Here is a 19204-nt window from a genome sequence, read left to right as displayed (position 1 = left end):
GAACCGTAGGCAGTGTATGTATTGGCAGCCAACACATATGCGCGTTCCGAGCAGGAGGCACCCGCAGTGACCAAGCTGCTGCTATCCATCCATGTCCTCGCGGCGATCGTGGCCGTCGGGTCGATCACCGTCGCCGCCTCGATGTTCCCGCGCTACGCGCTGCAGGCGCTGGACCGCACGGAGGCGGCCGGCCGGTCCGCCGGGGTCGCCGCGCTCCTGCACCGCGTCTGCTACGCCTACGCGCTCGGGGGCATCGTCGTGCCCGTGTTCGGGATAGCGACCGGTGCCGCGCTCGGGGTGCTCACCGATGCCTGGCTGATCGTCTCGCTGGCACTGACCGTGATCGCCGCGGTCCTCCTCGGATTCGCCATCCTGCCCGGGCAGCGGCGCCTGCTCGCCGAGGGTGAGGACGCGCCCACCGCGGAGGAGGCGCGCCCCACGGCGGCCCGGCTGACGATGCTCACCGGCGTCTTCAACCTCGTCTGGGCCGTGGTCGTCGTCCTGATGATCGTCCGCCCCGGCTCCACCACGGGCGCGTGATCCCCGCGCGGACCGCGCCGGGCTGAGGGCAGCCCCACCCCTGTTGTCCACCGGCCGGTGGACAACAGGTTCAACCGGCCGTACGTGCCGGGGAGAACCCCTCGCCGACCAGGATTTCCGGCATGAGACAACTCCAGGTACGGATGGCCCGGTGGAGCGCCCGGCACGCCGGGCGCGCGATAGCCGGCTGGTTCGCGTTCGTCGTCCTGTGCCTCGCGGCCGGCATCACGGTGGGCACCAACCAGGCGACCACCGAGGACTTCTGGGTCGGCGAGGCGGGACGCGCCGAAGCGATGGCGACCGAGGGCGGTCTGCAACGCGAGCCAACCGAGCGGATCCTGATCCGGCCCCGGTCCGGACCGCTGGACATGGCCGCTGCCGGGTCGGCGGCCCAGGACGTGACCGCGCGGATGCGGGACCTGCCCGAGGTGGAGAGCGTGGCGGCCCCCGTCCGCTCGGAGGACGGCAAGGTCCTGCTGGTCTCGGTGACCATGAACGGGCCCGAGCTGGAGGGCAGGAAAACCGTCGTACCGCTCCTGGAACAGACGGCGGAGGCCGGTGCGAGCCACCCGGACGTGATCGTGGAGGAGACCGGATCCCCCGCCATCAGCAAGGGCGTCAACGACCAGCGCGGCGAGGACCTCGCGCTCTCCGAGCGCATCAGCCTGCCCGTCACCGCCCTCACCCTGCTGGTCGTGTTCGGCTCGGTGGTCATGGCCGGTGTGCCGTTGATGCTGGCACTCTCCTCGATCGCCGCCGCGATCGGCCTGTCCATGGTCGCCTCGCACGTCATGCCCGACGCCGGGGTCGGGACGAACCTCATCCTGCTCATCGGTCTGGCGGTGGGCGTCGACTACACGCTCTTCTACCTCAAGCGTGAACGCGAGGAACGGGCGCGCGCGGGCGGCCGGCTCAGTTCGGAGGCCCTCGTGGAGCTGGCCGCGGCGACTGCGGGCCGGGCCATCGTGGTCTCCGGTCTCGCCGTGATCGTCTCCACAGCCACCCTGTATCTCGCCACGGACGTCATCTTCTCCTCGCTGGCGACCGGCACCATCCTCGTCGTGGCCGTCGCCGTGGCCAGCTCGCTCACCGCGCTCCCCGCGCTGCTGGTCAAGATCGGCCGCCGGACCGAACGCCTCGCCCCCCGCAGGGCCGCCCGCAGGGCGAAGCGCGGCAAGCCGGCCCCGGTCGCGAAGCCGGAGACCGGGCGGGTGTTCGGCGCCCTCCTGCGGCCCGCGCGGACCCGCCCCGGCCTCACCCTGTGCCTGTCGGTCCTCGTCATGCTCGGACTGGCCGCACCCGCGCTGGGCCTGAAGCTCATCGACCCGGGCAAGGACACCTTCTCCCGCGACATCCCGGCCATGCAGGTCTACGACCGGCTGACCGGCAGCTTCCCCGAACTCCTCGTCACGCACGAGGTCGTGGCCCGCTCCACCCCTGAGCAGGCCCCGCGGGTGAAGCAGGCCCTGGTGGACCTCGGGCGGCGGGCCCAGGCGGATCCGCTGTTCGCAGAGGGCGTGGAGGGCACGAAGGGCACCGGGCCGACGGTCCGCACGTCACCCGACGGCCGGATCAGCGTGCTGCGACTGGCCGTCCCGTACCCCGCGCCCTCCGACGAGGCGATCGAGTCGCTCGTCCACCTCCGCCAGGACCACATCCCCGCCACGGTCGGTCAACTGCCCGGCGTCGAGACGGGGGTGAGCGGCGACGTGGCCCGGGGCCAGGACTACGTGGCCCACGAGAGCGACAAACTGCCCCTGGTCATCGGGTTCCTGCTGCTGATGACGTTCCTGATGACCGTGTGGGCCTTCCGCTCGGTGGTCATCGGCATCGTCGGCGTCGTCCTCAACCTGCTGTCCGCCGGTGCCTCGCTCGGCCTGCTGGTCCTGGTCTTCCAGGGGACGTGGGCGGAGGGGCTGCTGGCCTTCGACTCCCTCGGAGCGATCGCGTCCAGGGTGCCGCTGTTCCTCGTGGTGATCCTCTTCGGCCTGTCGATGGACTACCAGGTGTTCGTGGTCAGCCGGATCCAGGAGGCCAGGCAGAACGGCATGTCCGCCCGTGAGGCGGTGGTGGAGGGCATCAACCGGTCGGCCAAGGTGGTGACCAGCGCGGCGATCGTGATGGTGACGGTGTTCGGCGCGTTCGTGGCCCTGCACCTCACCGAGATGAAGCAGATGGGCTTCTGCCTGGCCGTGGCCGTCCTGCTGGACGCCGTGATCATCCGGCTCATGGTTCTGCCGTCGGTGCTGCTGCTCCTCGGCGAGCGTGCGTGGTGGCCGGGGCGCCCCGGGCGGCGGGGCGGGCGGACCGAGATCCCCGCCGCCGGGCCCCTGGCGGAAGTAGGCTGATGCGGTGAATCAACGGCCGCAGCCCGAAGCCGGGTTGACCGTACCGGCGCTGCACCGGTGGAATGCCGTCTTCTGGGTGCTGCTGGGCGTGGTCCCGCCGGCCGTCGCGGTCGCCGACGCACCGGGCACGACCAGGTTCCCGGTGCTGGCGCTGCTGGCCGTGCTCGCCCTGTCCTACGGCGCGGTGGGGCTGTTCCCCGGCAGCCCCGCCCTGCGCCGTCGCACCTACCTGTACGTGCTCGTCGCGGGTCTCGGCGCGATGTCGTACCTGCTCAACGGCGGTGCGGCGCTCTTCGTGGTGACGTTGCCGCACTTTTGGATCTACACCGCCAACGCGCGTGCGGCGATCGCCCTCAGCGGCCTCGCCGCGGCGGGGGTGGTGGCCGGAAACGCCGTACGGCAGGGCCCGGACGGGGAGTTCTTCACCGGCAACGTGCTCTTCACGCTCATCGGCTACGCGGCGGGGGTGCTGATCGGTCTCGGGGTGAACCGCATCACCGAGGACGCCGACGAGCGGGCCCGGCGGCTGCGGGCGGAGCTGGAGAACGCCCGGCTCCGGCTCGCCGAGGCGCACCACCGCCAGGGTGCGGCCGACGAGCGCGAGCGGCTCGCGCGGGAGATCCACGACACGCTCGCCCAGGGATTCGCGTCCGTCGTCGTGCTCGCGGAGGCGGCCCGGTCCTCCCCGGAGACCGATCCCGCGAGAAGCGCGAGGCAGCTGCTCGCGATCGAGAACACGGCGCGCGAGAACCTCGCCGAGGCGCGGGTGCTCGTCGGTGCGGCCCCGCGGAGCGGTGTCGCGACCGGCTCGGTGGCGGACACCCTGCGCCGGACCCTGGACCGGTTCACCGAGGACACCGGGATCGGCGTCACCTCGGAACTGCCGGACGTGTCGTGCGACCAGCAGACACGGATCGCGCTCCTGCGCTGCACCCAGGAATCCCTCGCCAACGTACGCAAGCACGCGGCGGCCTCGGCGGTGGAGGTGGTCCTCACGGCGTCGCCCTACGGTGTGGAGCTGGAGATCACCGACGACGGCTGCGGCTTCGTGACCGAGGACTCCCGCGGCTTCGGACTGCACGGCATGCGCAAACGCCTCGCCGAGCTCGGTGGCGACCTCACCGTCACCAGCTCGCCCGGCGACGGCACCCGCGTCCTCGCCATGGTTCCCACCGACGGAAGGGGCTGAAGTGAGAGAGGGCGCAGCGGCCGGGAGCAGGGTCCGGATCATCGTGGCCGACGACCACACGGTGATGCGCGCAGGGGTCGTCGCCCTGCTGGCCGACGAACCCACCATCGACGTCGTCGGCGAGGCCGGGGACGGCCGGGCGGCCGTCGGGCTCGTCGAGCGGCTGGAGCCCGACGTGGCGCTGATGGACCTGCGGATGCCCGTGCTCGACGGGACGAGTGCCACCACCGAGATCGTCGCCGGCCGCACCCGGACCCGGGTGCTGATCCTGACCACCTACGACACCGACACGGAGATCGAGCGCGCCGTCGAGGCCGGTGCGATCGGCTACCTGCTCAAGGACGCGACCCGCGAGCAGCTGGTGGACGCCATCCACTCCGCGTCCCGGGGAGAGACCGTCCTGGCTCCGCGCGTCGCGGCGCGGCTGGTGGCCCGCATGCGGAGGCCGGCGCCGGTGACCCTGACCAGGAGGGAGGTGGAGGTGCTGAGCGCGGTGGCCGACGGACTGTCCAACGTCGAGATCGGGCGGCGGCTGGTCATCACGGAGGCCACGGTGAAGACGCATCTGCTGCGGGTCTTCGCCAAGCTCGACGTCAGCGACCGCACCCACGCGGTCGTCACAGCGCTCGAGCGCGGGCTGCTGGAGCGGCGCCCGTAGTGCCGCCCCTACACGGCGGCGAGCTCCCAGAGCAGCGTCTCGGCCGGCTCCAGCGCCTCCAGCTCCAGCCCTCCGGCCTCCGTGATCCGGGCCGAGTCCCCCGGCCGCAGCTCCTCGCCCGCGAGCCGCACGCGGCCCCGCACGACGTGGACGTAGACGCCCGCAGCGTCCGGCACGGCGGTGCGCTCGCCCTCGGACTGCCGGCGTACGTGAAGCATCGCGCCCGCCTCGGGGAGGGCGTACGGCGTGGAGTCGGCGATCCCGGCGACGTGCGTGTAGGAGGGGTCCCCTCCGGGGCGCAGAGGGGCCAGCCACATCTGAATGAACGTCAGCGGGTGTTCCCCGTCGTTGCGCTCGACGTGCCGCACCCCCGCGGCCGAGCTCAGGTGCTGGACGTCCCCGGCCCGTACGACGGTGGCGTGCGAGGCCGAGTCGCGGTGGGTGAGCTCGCCCTCCACCACCCAGGTCACGATCTCGGTGTGGCTGTGCGGATGCTCGTCGAACCCGGCTCCGGGGGCGAGGCGTTCCTCGTTGCAGGCCAGGATCGGTCCGAAGCGCAGGTTGTCCGGGTCGTAGAACCGGCCGAAGGAGAACGCGTGCAGCGTCTCGATGCCTGCGGAGCCACCCGTGGCCGGGTCCCCGCCACGGAAGCGGTCCCCGGACCGGCGTACGTCCATCACACCCCCAAGGTATCCCCGCCGGCCGCCCCCGAGCCCCGCCCCTCCGGTTACCTGTCCCGATAAGGCAGTCTTGTGTCGTGCCCCGACCCGATCCTGAGCAGCCCGCCTCGCATGCCGCCCATCTCCACGCCGCGACCCTGAAACGGCTGGAGCAGTCCTCCGGCCGGCTGGCGGCCAACGCCATCGCCCGTATGGACGAGACGCTGCCCTGGTACCGGGCGATGCCACCGGAGAACCGGTCCTGGATCGGCCTGGTCGCCCAGGCCGGTATCGCCGCGTTCACCGAGTGGTTCCGGCACCCGGAGACACCGCAGGCGATCTCGACCGACGTGTTCGGCACGGCTCCGCGCGAGCTGACCCGGGCGATCACCCTGCGCCAGACGGTCGAGATGGTGCGTACGACGATCGAGGTCATGGAGACCGCGATCGAGGAGGTCGCGGCGCCCGGCGACGAGTCGGTGCTGCGCGAGGCGCTGCTCGTCTACGCGCGCGAGATCGCCTTCGCGACCGCCCAGGTCTACGCGCAGGCCGCCGAGGCCCGCGGTGCCTGGGACGCCCGGCTGGAGTCGCTGGTGGTGAACGCGGTGCTGTCCGGGGAGGCGGACGAGGGTGCCGTGTCCCGGGCCGCCGCCCTCGGCTGGAACTCCCCCGAGCACGTGTGCGTCGTCCTCGGCACCGCTCCCGAAGGTGACAGCGAGCTCACCGTGGAGGCCATCCGGAGGGCGGCGAGGCACGCCAAGCTCCAGGTCCTGACCGGGGTCCTCGGACACCGTCTGGTCGTGATCGCCGGCGGCAGCGACAACCCCCTGAACGTGGCGAAGTCGCTGATCGGCCCCTATGCGGCCGGTCCCGTGGTCGCCGGTCCCGTCGTGCCCGACCTCCTCGCGGCCACCCGGTCCGCGCAGGCCGCGGCAGCCGGTCTGAAGGCCTGCTCGGCGTGGCAGGACGCTCCGAGGCCCGTCCTGTCGGACGATCTCCTTCCTGAGCGTGCGATGGCCGGCGACCCGGCCGCGCGCGATCAGCTGGTGGAGGAGATCTACAGACCGCTCGAAGAGGCGGGATCGGCACTTCTGGAGACGCTGAGTGTGTATCTGGAGCAGGCGAGCAGTCTTGAGGGCGCGGCACGCATGCTGTTCGTGCACCCGAATACCGTGCGCTACCGGCTGCGACGTGTGACCGACGTCACCGGATGGTCACCCTCCGACGTCCGTTCCGCGTTCACTCTGCGAATCGCTCTCATCCTGGGGCGCTTGGCCGCCGGAGACGCGCAGTCCTAGACTTTTGTCGAACTTCAACAATTCCCCCGACGGTTCTTCGTCCCTGTCCCCACGGGCGCCCGGGGCCGTCCACAAGAGAGAGTGTGAGGGTGCTCGTACTCGTCGCTCCCGGCCAAGGCGCTCAGACGCCCGGCTTCCTGACTCCCTGGCTCGAACTCCCCGGTGCCGCCGACCGCATCGCGGGATGGTCCGACGCCATCGGGCTCGACCTTGCCCACTACGGCACGAAGGCCGACGCGGACGAGATCCGCGACACGGCGGTGGCTCAGCCGCTGCTGGTCGCCGCCGGTCTCCTCTCCGCCGCGGCCCTGGACGCCTCGCCCGGCGTCGTGGCCGGACACAGCGTCGGTGAGATCACCGCCGCCGCGCTGGCCGGCGTCATCGACGACGAGGCCGCGCTCCGTCTCGTACGCACCCGGGGGCTCGGCATGGCCGAGGCCGCCGCGGTCAGCGAGACGGGCATGGCCGCGCTCCTCGGCGGCGACCCGGACGTCACCGTCCCGCACCTGGAGAAGCTGGGGCTCACCCCGGCCAACGTCAACGGCGGCGGGCAGATCGTCGCAGCCGGCACGGCGGCCCAGATCGCCGAACTGGCCGAGGACAAGCCCGAAGGCGTACGCCGCGTGGTGCCGCTCAAGGTGGCCGGCGCGTTCCACACGCACCACATGGCTCCGGCCGTGGAGAAGCTGCGTGCGGCGGCCGCCGCCCTGACGGTCGCCGACCCGAAGGTGACGTACGTGTCGAACGCGGACGGGAAGACGGTCGCCACCGGCGACGAGGTCATCTCGCGGCTGGTCGGCCAGGTCGCCAACCCGGTCCGCTGGGACCTGTGCATGGAGACCTTCGCCGAGCTCGGTGTCACGGCCCTCATCGAGGCCGCACCGGGTGGGACCCTGGTCGGGCTCGCCAAGCGCGCGCTGCCTGGCGTGAAGACCCTCGCGCTCAAGACCCCCGACGACCTCGACGCGGCCCGCGCGCTCATCTCCGAGCACGCGGGCGCCTAAGGAGCCCGAGAGCATGTCGAAGATCAAGCCCAGCAAGGGCGCCCCGTACGCACGGATCATGGGTGTGGGCGGCTACCGCCCGACCCGTGTCGTGCCCAACGAGGTGATCCTCGAGACGATCGACTCGTCCGACGAGTGGATCCGCTCCCGCTCCGGAATCGCCACCCGCCACTGGGCCTCCGACGAGGAGACCGTGTCCATGATGTCCGTGGAGGCGTCCGGGAAGGCGATCGCGGACGCCGGGATCACTCCCGGGCAGATCGGCGGAGTGATCGTCTCCACCGTCTCGCACTTCAAGCAGACCCCTGCCGTCGCGACCGACATCGCGCACAGGATCGGCGCGGGCAAGCCCGCCGCCTTCGACATCTCGGCCGGCTGCGCGGGGTTCGGCTACGGGCTGACCCTCGCCAAGGGCATGATCGTCGAGGGTTCGGCGGAGTACGTACTCGTCATCGGCGTCGAGCGGCTCAGCGACCTCACCGACCTGGAGGACCGCGCGACGGCCTTCCTGTTCGGGGACGGCGCGGGCGCGGTCGTCGTCGGCCCGGCCCAGGAGCCGGCCATCGGCCCCACCGTCTGGGGCTCCGAGGGCGACAAGTCCGAGACCATCAAGCAGACCGTCGCGTGGAACGACTTCAACATCGGCGACGTCTCGAACCTCCCGCTCAACGAGCGGGGCGAGGTCAAGTTCCCGGCCATCACGCAGGAGGGCCAGGCGGTCTTCCGCTGGGCTGTCTTCGAGATGGCGAAGGTCGCCCAGCAGGCGCTGGAAGCGGCCGGGATCTCCCCGGAGGACCTGGATGTCTTCATTCCGCACCAGGCAAACATGCGGATCATCGACTCGATGGTGAAGACGCTCAAGCTGCCGGAGCACGTCACGGTCGCCCGTGACGTGGAAACCACCGGCAACACGTCGGCCGCCTCGATCCCGCTCGCAATGGAGCGGCTTCTGGCGACCGGTCAGGCCAAGAGCGGCGACACGGCGCTCATCATCGGCTTCGGGGCGGGTCTCGTCTACGCCGCGACGGTCGTTACCCTCCCCTAGGCACACCGGACCTTTCGGTCCGCACGCCCGAACCCTGCAGAAACACATCGAAGGAGCGCCAACATGGCCGCCACTCAGGAAGAGATCGTCACCGGTCTCGCCGAGATCGTCAACGAGATCGCCGGTATCCCGGTCGAGGACGTCCAGCTGGACAAGTCCTTCACCGACGACCTGGACGTCGACTCGCTGTCCATGGTCGAGGTCGTCGTCGCCGCCGAGGAGCGCTTCGACGTCAAGATCCCCGACGAGGACGTCAAGAACCTCAAGACGGTCGGCGACGCCGCCGACTACATCCTGAAGCACCAGGGCTGATCCCAGCCCGTCCCGTGTGTCGCCACCCGGCGGTGGCGCCGCTGATTCACGACCCTCTACACGTGGAGAAGATTTTCCAGTGAGCCCGACCAATCGCACCGTGGTCGTCACCGGTATCGGCGCAACCACTCCGCTGGGTGGCGACTCCGCATCGACCTGGGAAGGTCTGATGGCCGGCCGTTCCGGCGTCAAGCCTCTCGAGGGCGAACGTTTCGCCGAACTGCCCGTCCGGATCGCCGCCCTCGCGGCCGTCGACCCCGGCGAGGTACTGCCCCGTCCGCTCGCCCGCAAGCTGGACCGCTCGGCGCAGTTCGCGCTGATCGCGGCCCGCGAGGCGTGGGCGGACGCCGGCTTCACCGGCAAGGCCGGTGAGGACGAGAAGATCCAGCCCGAGCGTCTGGGTTCGGTCATCGCCTCCGGCATCGGCGGCGTGATCACCCTGCTCGACCAGTACGACGTGCTGAAGGAGAAGGGCGTACGCCGCGTCTCCCCGCACACCGTTCCCATGCTCATGCCCAACGGCCCGGCGGCCAACGTCGGCCTGGAGGTCAACGCCCAGGCCGGTGTCCACACCCCGGTCTCCGCCTGCGCGTCGGGTGCCGAGGCCATCGGTTACGCCGTCGAGATGATCCGCACCGGCCGTGCCGACGTGGTCGTCGCCGGTGGCACCGAGGCGGCCATCCACCCGCTGCCGATCGCGGCGTTCGCCAACATGATGGCGATGTCGAAGAGCAACGACGAGCCCGAGAAGGCCTCGCGCCCCTACGACACCGCCCGTGACGGCTTCGTCCTCGGTGAGGGCGCGGGCGTCGTGATCCTGGAGTCCGCGGAGCACGCCGCCGCGCGGGGCGCCAAGGTCTACTGCGAGGTGCTGGGCCAGGGCCTGTCAGCCGACGCCCACCACATCGCGCAGCCCGAGCCCACCGGTCGCGGCATCGCCGCGGCGATGCAGAACCTGCTGGACTCCACGGATCTGAAGCCGTCGGAGGTCGTGCACCTGAACGCGCACGCCACGTCCACACCGCAGGGTGACATCGCGGAGATCAAGGCACTGCGTGCGGTGCTGGGCGACGACCTGGACCACGTCGCGATCTCCGCGACGAAGTCCATGACCGGTCACCTGCTGGGGGGCGCGGGCGGCATCGAGACCGTGGCGACCGTGCTGGCGCTGCACCACCGCACGGCGCCGCCCACCATCAACGTCGACGACCTCGACGAGGCGGTCGAAGCGGACGTCGTACGCGGTGAGCCCCGGGCGCTGCCGGAGGGGTCGATCGCGGCGATCAACAACTCGTTCGGCTTCGGTGGCCACAACGTGGTGCTGGCGTTCCGTTCGGTCTGACCTCAGCCTGCCGAGAGGCCCGCTTCCCTTCCGGGAGGCGGGCCTCCTGCATGCGTGCGGACCGTCCCCGGGGCGAGCCGGCGTGACGGGATGCCGCTCGGGAGAACCCGACGACCGGAGAGAGGGCCACCCGCTGCTCTCCGAGAGTTACGCCACCATTCCGGCTGATCCATTTTCATCCGAAATTTCACCGTTAGCGGCCGATATGCCGACGGGAACCGAAGTGGAGCTTCACGCGTCATCAATTCTGATGCCGAGGGAGTACCGAAGTGACGCCCAAGCACCTCGCCTATACAATTCAGCGCAAATTAGTGATCATCAGGACCGGGGGTCGGCGCGGAATGGGTTTCGACGAGGAATGGTCCGGCTTGCGGGCCGCGGCGGCCGAACACGGCTCCACGGGCATGCGGTTGAACGGCCTCCCCGAGGAGGGCCCGGCCCCTGGCTACGGTCCCGGCGGCACGTCGACGCTGGCATCGACGGCGTCCGAGAAGAACGCCGCCGCCGGCGTCATCGAGAACGAACTGCTGACGAGCACCAAGAGGGCGGGCAACCACGCCGACGAGTCCAACGGCAGCGCCGTCACGGCTTTCAGCGGCTGGGCGACCGCGGCTGCACTGAAGAAGGTGCAGACCACCTGGGACGGGCAGGTCAAGACGCTGCTCGGCCGGCTGGGACGCGAGCGCGACGGCCTCAGGAGCACCGCCACCACCCTGCGGGGCGCCGACATCGGCAGTCGTGACGGGATCGACGTCATCCGGCTGCCTTCGGCGATCGACGGTTACCGGTGAGCGAGCGCCGACCGCCGCACCACTTCGAGACGTTCCACGGGGGCCGGGCATGCTGACCTACAGCGAAGTCATGACGACCGACTTCGCAAAACTCTCCGCCGCGGCCGACAAGTGGAAGTCGATGGCGGAGGAATTCGCGAAGGTCGAGAAACGATATCGCGACAGTGTTCAGAAGGTCACACTCGGTGATTCCTGGCGGGGCGAGAGCGCGAACGCCGCATTCCTGAACTTCGCGGCGACCCGGTACGAGTACCAGGCCGCCCAGACGCAGGCCAAAGCGACGGCGACGCTCCTGCTGAATGCGCACACCCAGTTCGTGGAACTGAAGGAGCGGCTGGAAAGGGCCCGGGCCGACGCCGTCAAGGCGGGTATGCGGGTCTCCGAACAGGGCAATGTGGCCTTCGACTACGAGCGGGCCACCGAGAGCGAGCGCGACGCCCTCCGTCACGATCCGGACTACGCCAAGAGCGTCCGGGACAGCGAGCAGTCCTGGGCCGAGTACATCAAGTCCTGCGTGAAGCTCGTGGACGAGGCCGACAAGGACTTCCAGAAGGACCTCGAAGCCGTGGTCAAGGACAGCGGCGGCGGGAAGGGCGACGGCACGACGGGCGGCTTCAACGGCAACGCCGACAAGGTCGCGACGGCTGACGACCAGCAGAAGCAGGACCGCATGCAGCTCGCCTCGCTGGCCATGCGGGACGGCGAGACCCTGGACGACTACATCCAGCGCCTCCAGAAGGACGGCGTCGAGAAGCTCACGGGCAGCAAGCGGCTCGCGGAGCTCTTCGCCGCCGTACAGAAGGGCACGATCACCGCGGCGGCATTCGCCGCGGCGGTCGGCGGGAGCGGGAGCAGCGCCTTCAAGCTGTTCAAGTACCTGAAGAAGGACAAGGTCGTCACCGCGCCCGGCACCTTCCTCTCCACCCTCATCAACAACCGCATGGCCGGAGCCGTGCCCGGAAGCATGCTGAGCAAGGTGCCGCCGGGCCTGGTCACCGCCCTCACCGGGTCCGACGAGGCCGCCATGCTCGGCGGCTACATGCGGAACGGCGCCTTCTTCATGCCGAGCGCGGGCGAGGCCAGCCTCGTCAAGGTCGCGCAGAACGGTGGCCTGGCGAACGCCGCGAAGGCGGCCGGATGGATGCGGGGCGCGGGTGTCGTCGGCGGCGTCGCGGCCACCGCCTACGGCGTGGCGAACCTGGCCACGTACGACACGGACATGATCAAGGCTGACCCCGCGAAGTTCGCCAGCGACCTCAGCGGTACGGCGTTCAGCGCGTCGATGACCGCGCTGACCGTGGCGCCCAACCCGGTCACGGCGGGTCTGGCGGTCGGCACGGGCCTGGTGTATGCCGGCTGCCTCGTCTGGGACAACCACGAGGCCATCGGCGACGGGATCGAGAAGGCCGGTGAATGGGTGGGCGACAAGGCCTCGGACATCGGGGACGGTATCGCCGACGGTGCGAAGAAGCTGGGCAGCGCCCTCAACCCGTTCGACTAGCGAGGAAAGACATGCACACGAGGATCACCCCGTTCACGCTCGCGTCCTGGAAGGAGAGGCAACCGGTCGGGCTCAAGAAGTTCGGCTGGCAGGGCACCTCCCCCGAGTTCGGCGACATCAAAGTGGTGTACCCGGCGGGCAGGGACGTGCCCAACGTGATGGTCACGGAGGTGCGCGGCAGCGTGATCCCCACGGCCGTGTTCGAAACCCGTGGCGTGCACGCGGAGGTCGTTTCGATGCCGACCATCAACCGTTCGACGCTTCGCGTCGGGGACGGGCTCGTGCGGATGAGCCGGAACCGGTGGGCGCCTACGCACGGGGGGCGCTCCCTGCGTATGACGTACCTGGGCGACGTGTACAAGCTCAAGGCGGCCAACCGCCGGGCGTACACGTTGTCCCGGCAAGCCGACTCCGAAGACCCCGGATGCGTCGTCACCGTGCGGCAGTCGGGCCGCGGAAACGGTCGGAGGATGACCGTGGAGGCGACCGGCCGGGTCCTGCCCGCCGACGTCACCCTCGCGGTCCTCTTCACCGGAGTCGACCGGTCCGTACTGACCCGGCGCGGGGCGGTCCGGGCGGGTTTCGCGAGAATCTTCAATTTCTGGTCCGAGTCCCAGGCCTGAGCCACTACCAAGTGAGTGCGTATGCCTTCGTTCGACATTTCCCGTGCCCGCTTCAGGCTGGCCGACGGGCACCTGATCGTGCTCTCCGAACTGGCGGCGGGGAACCCGTCGCCGGACGAGTTCGCAGAGGCCCGTGAGGAGTTGCTGGGCTGCGGCCTCATCAACGGGGAGGGCAAGCTCTCCCCCTTGCTGCTCCCGCTGATGAAGACGATCCTCGCGCCGGGGGTGATCATCACGCTGGAAGCGGCCGGCAGGCAGGGGAAGCTGCACCACGGCATGTTCATCGGCGACGAACACGTCGTCGTCCACGAAGGGTGGCCGGGCACGGCCGAGGCCGAGTACTCCTGCGTCGAGCCGAAGATGCTGGTGTGGAAGCTCGCCGACATGGTGAACCTCCAGCAGTCCTCGGTGGCCCGTGAGGCGGCCGTCCCCGTCGTCGAGACGACCATCGGCGCCGTCGAGGCGGGGCTCGCGATCCTGGAGGGGGAGCGGCTCGTCCGGTCCGCCGGCGAGGAGCGCGAGGCGGTCCACCATGCCCTCGCGGCGGGCGGCGGCCCTGCTGAGCCGTCGCTGACGCTCCTCACCGACCTGATCTCCGAGCTGCGTTCGAGCTGGCGCCTGACCTCGGCCTGGCAGGTCCAGGCCGGCCGGGAGGGTATGGAGGCCCGCGGCTTCGCGGTCTGGGACTGCGGCCCGCTCGGCTACTGGCTCCGTGAGCTGCCCACCGAACCTGTGCCCGGATCACGGGTCGCCCCGGGCTCCCCCTTCAGGCTCGTCCGCGTGGACGCCAAGACGATCTGGACGCGGATCACCGCGCTGCTGCCCGACCAGGACGAGCTCCGGAACGCCGCTGGACGCTCGGGCGCCGCCTAGGAGCGAGGCCGGGGGTGGGCCCCGGCCCCGGGCCGTCCCGGGGCGGTCCTGCCCCAGGCCTCGCCCGGTGCGACGAGCGCGACCGTGATCCCCGGGCAGTCGCCGGCGCGGCAGCCGGACGACGCGGGCAAACGTTTCCGCGCCCTCTGCCTCAAGGCCGGGTCGAGGGACGGCCCCCGTCACACCACCTGGTGGAGCCACCGCACAGGCGCGCCCTCTCCCGCGTGGCGGAAGGACTCCAGCTCGTCGTCCCAGGGTTTGCCCAGGAGTTTGGCGACCTCGGCCTCCAGGTCCGTCTCGCCGCGCAGGGACCGCTCCAGCGCCGCCCGCAGCCGGTCCTCCGGGACCAGGATGTCGCCGTGCATGCCGGTGACGGCGTGGAAGATACCGAGCCCCGGCGTGGAGCTGTAGCGCTCGCCCTCCGCCGTGGGGCAGGGCTCCGCCGTCACCTCGAAGCGCAGCAGGTCCCAGCCCCGGAGGGAGGAAGCCAGCTCCGAGGCCGTACCGGCACGGCCCTTCCAGGAGAATTCGGACCGCCAGGTGCCGGGCGCGGCCGGCTGTCTGGTCCAGTCCAGCTGGACCCGCACACCGAGTACGCCCGCTACCGCCCATTCGACGTGCGGGCACAGCGCGCGCGGTGCGGAGTGAACGTAAAGAACTCCACGTGTCGTCACCGGGACCTCCAGTGTGGGACGAGGTTCGCCTTCCCCAGCGGCCTCGCGCCCGTACCGCCTCTTCCCGGCCGGCTCCCGAGGTTGTCATCAGTAAACAGCATCGGGAGTGAATCTCCTGAAAAGGGACAGTATGTGACGTGAGATAACTTACCGGACCCGTTGTTCGTGTGCGGGCCCGTCGGGCCCCACTGGTTCGACGGGGAAAAGCTACCGTGCGCCGGGGCCGGGTGTGTGACGTACCGTCGGTCCCGGGCCTGTGATTCGCTCAGCATTCACCCGCGAGGGCGTGAGGGCCCGCCACCTGGGACTGTCCGGGTGTGCCACGGGCAAAATCACCCGTGTGACCGAGGGGAACAGGTATGCCTGAGCGTTCGTCACGCCGTCGCGTCCGGGGGGCCGCGACCACTCTGGCGGCGGTCGCGCTCGCCGGTACGGCCGCGCTCACGGGCTGCAGCTCGGACGGGGGCACGGCGGGCGCGGCGAGCCCTTCCCCCTCTCCGACGCCGGCGTGGGACGCGAGCCCCGCTTCCGTCGCGGCCGTCGGGGATTCGATCACCCGCGGCTTCGACGCCTGCGCGGTGCTGGCCGACTGCCCCGAGGTCTCCTGGGCGACCGGCACCGACGGCGGGGTGAAGAGCCTCGCCGTACGTCTCCTGGGGGCGTCGAAGGCCGCCTCGCACAGTTGGAACCACGCCGTCTCGGGCGCCAGGATGGCACAGCTGCCGGAGCAGATGGCGCTGGCGGCGCAGGAGAAGCCGGAGCTGGTCACGGTGATGATCGGCGCGAACGACGCCTGCCGGGACTCGGTGGGGCTCATGACCCCGGTGGCCGATTTCCGGGCCTCCTTCGAGGCGTCGATGCGGCGGTTGCGTGCCTCGGCCCCGAAGTCGCAGGTGTACGTGTCGAGCGTGCCGGATCTCAAGCGGCTCTGGTCGACCGGGCGGGAGAATCCGCTGGGCAAGCAGATCTGGAAGCTGGGGATCTGCCGGTCGATGCTGGGTGACGCCGACGACATGGGTGCCGCGGCCGTCGCACGGCGCGACGCGGTGCGGGAGAGGGTCGTCGCGTACAACGGGGTGCTGAGGGACGTCTGCACGCGGGACGAGCGCTGCCGCTACGACGGCGGGGCCGTGTTCGACTACCGGTTCACCGGTGAGCAGCTCAGTGAGTGGGACTGGTTCCATCCGGGACGCAACGGCCAGGCCAGGCTGGCAGAAATCGCTTACCGCAATGTCACGGCGGCCGGGCCCCCCGCGTAGAGTTCTTGATCGTGACGACGGGTGCAGCGGTACACAGCGAAGACTTCTCCACGCTCGGCGACGGTACGCCGGTCCGGCGCTGGACCCTGGAGCGCGAGGGCACCCGGGTGCGGGTGCTGACGTACGGCGCCGTGGTGCAGTCCGTCGCGGTGCCCGGCAGGGACGGCATCCGGGCCGAGGTGGCCCTGGGGCTGCCGGACCTCAAGGGGTACGAGAGGCACACGGGCCCCTACTTCGGCGCCGTGGTCGGCCGGTACGCGAACCGCATCGGGGGCGGGTCCTTCGTCCTGGACGGGCGTACGCACCAGGTGACGCGGAACGAGGGCCGCAACACCCTGCACGGCGGTGGGCGCGGCTTCGACAAGCGGGTGTGGGACGCCGAGGAGGTGCCGGACGGTGTGCGGCTCTCCCTGGTCGCCGAGGACGGCGAGGAGGGTTTCCCGGGGCGGCTCGCGGTGTCGGTGACGTACACCCTGGACGCGGACGGAGCGCTGCGGATCGCCTACCGGGCGACGACGGACGCGCCGACCGTGGTGAACCTGACGAACCACACGTACTGGAACCTCGCCGGGGCCGACAGCGGGAGCGCGCTCGGGCACGAGCTGCGGCTCGCGGCCGGGCGGATCACCCCCAGGGACGAGGAGTCGATCCCCACGGGCGAGTTCCTGCCGGTGGAGGGGACCCGCTTCGACTTCCGGGAGCCGAAGCCGGTGGGCCCCGGCTACGACACCAACTACGTGCTGGAGGAGACCGGCGGGGAGCCGGCCGCCGAGCTGTACGACCCGGCGTCCGGCCGTCTGCTGACGGTCCGCACGACGGAACCGGGGCTGCAGCTGTACACCGCCGACCACCTCGACGGTGATCCGTACGTGCCGTGCGCCGGGATCGCGCTGGAGACCCAGCACTTCCCGGACGCGCCGAACCGGCCCCGGTTCCCGAGCACGGTGCTGCGGCCCGGCGAGGAGTTCACCTCCACCACGGTGTACGGATTCTCCGTGCGCTGAGGCCCAACTCCCCCTGTACCGGCCTGGGTCAACACCGGAAGGCCAAGATCACCGGTGGGTGAATCAGGGCGCCGGGGGCGCGTCCGTGACGGTCGCGGACGGTCCCGCACAGCAGGGTGATCACCATGACCTCACCCGCTGACGCATCGTCAGCCGCCCGACCTTCCCGTCGCTCCCTCATCGCGGGCGCGACGGCCGGTGCCGCGGCCCTCGCCGTGACCGCCGCCACCCCGTCCGTCGCCGCCCCGTCCGCGGGCACCACGACGCCCCGGGCCGCCGCCGCGCCCGGAGCGGCGCCCGGCTCCGACTGGGAGGCCTGCCTCACCGCCGCCCGCGCCATCCTGGTGCGCGACGGCAACGACCGTGACCTGGTGCCCCGTTACCGGGAGATCCTGCTGGAGAAGGGCCTGCCCCGCACCCGGGTCGCGCCCAGGAAGGTGCTGGTCGTCGGCGCCGGACCGGCCGGGCTGACCGCGGCACGGCTGCTCCACGAGGCCGGACACACCGTCACCGTGATCGAGGCCAACGGCAACCGTGTCGGCGGCCGCATCAAGACCTTCAGGGCAGGCGGCCACGAGAAGTCCGACCCGCCCTTCGCCGATCCGAAGCAGTACGCCGAGGCGGGCGCGATGCGCATCCCGGACAGCCACCCGCTGGTCACCGGGCTGATGGCCGGGCTCGGGCTGAAGACCCGCCGCTTCCACCTGGTCGACGTGGACGCCGAGGGACGCCCCGCCAACCGCACCTGGATCCACGTCAACGGTGTCCGGATGCGCCGCGCCGACTACGCCGCGAAGCCGCAGGCGGTCAACCGGTCCTTCGGTGTTCCCGCGGCCTACGAGAACACGCCCGCCTCGCAGATCGTGCGGGACGCGTTCGCCCCCGTACGCGCGGAGATCGAGGGCAAGGAGGGAACGGCCCTGGTCGAGGGCTGGGCGACGGTGCTCCAGCGGTACGGGCACTTCTCGATGTTCCGGTACATGACCGAGGTGGCGAAGCTCGACGAGCGCACCGTCGACCTCATCGGCACCGTCGAGAACATGACCTCCCGCCTCCATCTCGCCTTCCTGCACAGCTTCATCGGAGCCTCGCTGATCAGCCCCGCGACCTCCTTCTTCGAGCTGCCCGACGGCACCGCGACCCTGGCCGACGCGATGTACGCGCAGGTGAAGGAGCTGGTGCACCTGGACCGCCGGGCCACCCGCATCAGCCACACCGAGGACGGGGTGAGCGTCGAGACGGTCTCGGAGGGCCGGGGCGGGCCCGTCGTCCGGGAGACCTTCACCGGAGACCGGGCGATCATCACCGTGCCCTTCTCCGGGCTGCGGCACATCCCGGTGACGCCGGCGCTGTCCTACGGCAAGCGGCGGGCGATCACCGAGGTCCACTACGACGCGGCGACCAAGGTGCTGCTCGAGTTCAGCCGTCGCTGGTGGGAGTTCGACGAGGCCGACTGGAAGCGGGAGCTGGAGGCCGTGCGGCCCGGCCTGTACGAGGCCTACCGGCTGGGCAAGGCTCCGGCCGACGGTTCGCTGCTGGGCGCGCACCCCTCCGTACCGCGCGGCCACATCCCGCCCGACCAGCGGGTGCACTACGCCGCCTGCCGGGCCACCGCCCGTAACCAGCCGGAGGCGGCCGGCGTCATCGGCGGCGGCTCGGTGACGGACAGCGCCAACAGGTTCATGTACCAGCCCTCGCACCCCGTGGAGGGCAGTGCGGGCGGAGTGCTGCTCGCCTCGTACAGCTGGGCCGACGACGCCCTGAAGTGGGACTCGCTGGACGACGACGAGCGCTACCCGCGCACCCTGGGCGGGGTGCAGGACGTGTACGGGCAGCGCGTCGAGGTCTTCTACACGGGCGTGGGCCGCACCCAGTCCTGGATGCGCGACCCGTACGCGTACGGCGAGGCGTCGGTGCTGCTGCCCGGCCAGCACACCGAGCTGTTCCCCGACGTCCGCACCCCGGAGGGGCCGCTGCACTTCGCCGGCTGCCACACGTCCATCAAGCCGGCCTGGATCGAGGGCGCCCTGGAGTCGGCGGTCAGGGCGGCGCTGGAGGTCCACGGCGCCTGACGGGCGGACCGG

Annotated in this window: 18 protein-coding genes; 16 read left to right on the top strand and 2 right to left on the bottom strand. The window is 70.9% G+C overall.

All coding sequences use genetic code 11. The features are described from left to right. The first annotated feature begins 66 nt into the window (after positions 1 to 66). The 4 genes from OO67_RS12090 (at position 67) to OO67_RS12075 (ending at position 4735) form a co-directional block, all read left to right on the top strand. Entirely contained in the window at positions 67 to 540 is a 474-nt protein-coding gene (locus OO67_RS12090; protein WP_033299658.1) for a DUF2269 family protein, read from the top strand. Positions 541 to 662: 122 nt separating this feature from the next. Then, positions 663 to 2888: an MMPL family transporter gene (locus OO67_RS12085; protein WP_033299657.1), complete on the top strand. Its 2226-nt coding sequence runs from the start codon at positions 663 to 665 to the stop codon at positions 2886 to 2888. A 4-nt stretch (positions 2889 to 2892) separates the two neighbouring features. Continuing rightward, positions 2893 to 4077, top strand: coding sequence for a sensor histidine kinase (locus OO67_RS12080; RefSeq protein WP_033299655.1), 1185 nt, complete (start codon positions 2893 to 2895; stop codon positions 4075 to 4077). A 1-nt stretch (position 4078) separates the two neighbouring features. Next, entirely contained in the window at positions 4079 to 4735 is a 657-nt protein-coding gene (locus OO67_RS12075; protein WP_033299653.1) for a response regulator, read from the top strand. Positions 4736 to 4743: 8 nt separating this feature from the next. Here the strand turns inward: OO67_RS12075 and OO67_RS12070 are convergent, their stop codons facing one another. After that, complete coding sequence (locus OO67_RS12070; RefSeq protein WP_078597849.1) at positions 4744 to 5415, bottom strand: pirin family protein; 672 nt, start codon at positions 5413 to 5415, stop codon at positions 4744 to 4746. 77 nt (positions 5416 to 5492) lie between these two features. On the opposite strand from OO67_RS12070, the gene OO67_RS12065 reads away from it, so the two are divergent. The 9 genes from OO67_RS12065 (at position 5493) to OO67_RS12025 (ending at position 14183) form a co-directional block, all read left to right on the top strand. Continuing rightward, a complete protein-coding gene (locus OO67_RS12065; protein WP_033299651.1) occupies positions 5493 to 6692 on the top strand; it encodes a PucR family transcriptional regulator in 1200 nt (399 codons plus the stop codon). A gap of 89 nt (positions 6693 to 6781) precedes the next feature. Next, positions 6782 to 7696, top strand: coding sequence for an ACP S-malonyltransferase (locus OO67_RS12060; protein WP_033299650.1), 915 nt, complete (start codon positions 6782 to 6784; stop codon positions 7694 to 7696). 13 nt (positions 7697 to 7709) lie between these two features. Further along, positions 7710 to 8741, top strand: a complete 1032-nt coding sequence (locus OO67_RS12055; RefSeq protein ID WP_033299648.1) for a ketoacyl-ACP synthase III — start codon at positions 7710 to 7712, stop codon at positions 8739 to 8741. 63 nt (positions 8742 to 8804) lie between these two features. Further along, the gene (locus tag OO67_RS12050) at positions 8805 to 9053 is read left to right on the top strand and encodes an acyl carrier protein (protein ID WP_014045780.1); all 249 of its coding nucleotides are present in this window, start codon (positions 8805 to 8807) and stop codon (positions 9051 to 9053) included. 79 nt (positions 9054 to 9132) lie between these two features. Beyond that, a complete protein-coding gene (gene fabF, locus OO67_RS12045) occupies positions 9133 to 10395 on the top strand; it encodes a beta-ketoacyl-ACP synthase II (RefSeq protein ID WP_033299647.1) in 1263 nt (420 codons plus the stop codon). A 341-nt stretch (positions 10396 to 10736) separates the two neighbouring features. Next, positions 10737 to 11186: a hypothetical protein gene (locus OO67_RS12040; protein WP_051709309.1), complete on the top strand. Its 450-nt coding sequence runs from the start codon at positions 10737 to 10739 to the stop codon at positions 11184 to 11186. 70 nt (positions 11187 to 11256) lie between these two features. Further along, a complete protein-coding gene (locus OO67_RS12035; protein WP_244300153.1) occupies positions 11257 to 12687 on the top strand; it encodes a hypothetical protein in 1431 nt (476 codons plus the stop codon). 11 nt (positions 12688 to 12698) lie between these two features. After that, positions 12699 to 13310, top strand: a complete 612-nt coding sequence (locus OO67_RS12030) for a hypothetical protein (protein WP_033299644.1) — start codon at positions 12699 to 12701, stop codon at positions 13308 to 13310. 21 nt (positions 13311 to 13331) lie between these two features. After that, positions 13332 to 14183, top strand: a complete 852-nt coding sequence (locus tag OO67_RS12025; protein WP_033299642.1) for a hypothetical protein — start codon at positions 13332 to 13334, stop codon at positions 14181 to 14183. 179 nt (positions 14184 to 14362) lie between these two features. Here the strand turns inward: OO67_RS12025 and OO67_RS12020 are convergent, their stop codons facing one another. Continuing rightward, positions 14363 to 14857 (bottom strand): DUF3145 domain-containing protein, encoded by a 495-nt coding sequence (locus OO67_RS12020; RefSeq protein ID WP_033299640.1) that lies wholly within the window; start codon positions 14855 to 14857, stop codon positions 14363 to 14365. Between the two features lie 359 nt (positions 14858 to 15216). Here OO67_RS12020 and OO67_RS12015 point away from each other — a divergent pair, with 359 nt between their 5' ends. The 3 genes from OO67_RS12015 to OO67_RS12005 all read left to right on the top strand — a co-directional run bounded on the left by OO67_RS12015 (position 15217) and on the right by OO67_RS12005 (position 19192). Further along, complete coding sequence (locus tag OO67_RS12015) at positions 15217 to 16116, top strand: SGNH/GDSL hydrolase family protein (RefSeq protein ID WP_033299638.1); 900 nt, start codon at positions 15217 to 15219, stop codon at positions 16114 to 16116. A gap of 5 nt (positions 16117 to 16121) precedes the next feature. Continuing rightward, positions 16122 to 17120 (top strand): aldose epimerase family protein, encoded by a 999-nt coding sequence (locus OO67_RS12010; RefSeq protein ID WP_106972735.1) that lies wholly within the window; start codon positions 16122 to 16124, stop codon positions 17118 to 17120. Positions 17121 to 17245: 125 nt separating this feature from the next. Further along, positions 17246 to 19192 (top strand): flavin monoamine oxidase family protein, encoded by a 1947-nt coding sequence (locus tag OO67_RS12005; RefSeq protein ID WP_033299988.1) that lies wholly within the window; start codon positions 17246 to 17248, stop codon positions 19190 to 19192. Positions 19193 to 19204 lie beyond the last annotated feature (12 nt).

It is taken from the genome of Streptomyces atroolivaceus, assembly GCF_000717025.1.
GTDB lineage: Bacteria > Actinomycetota > Actinomycetes > Streptomycetales > Streptomycetaceae > Streptomyces > Streptomyces atroolivaceus.
The sequence above is the reverse complement of the archived record's forward strand: the minus strand, read 5'-3'. Positions and strand labels throughout refer to the sequence as shown.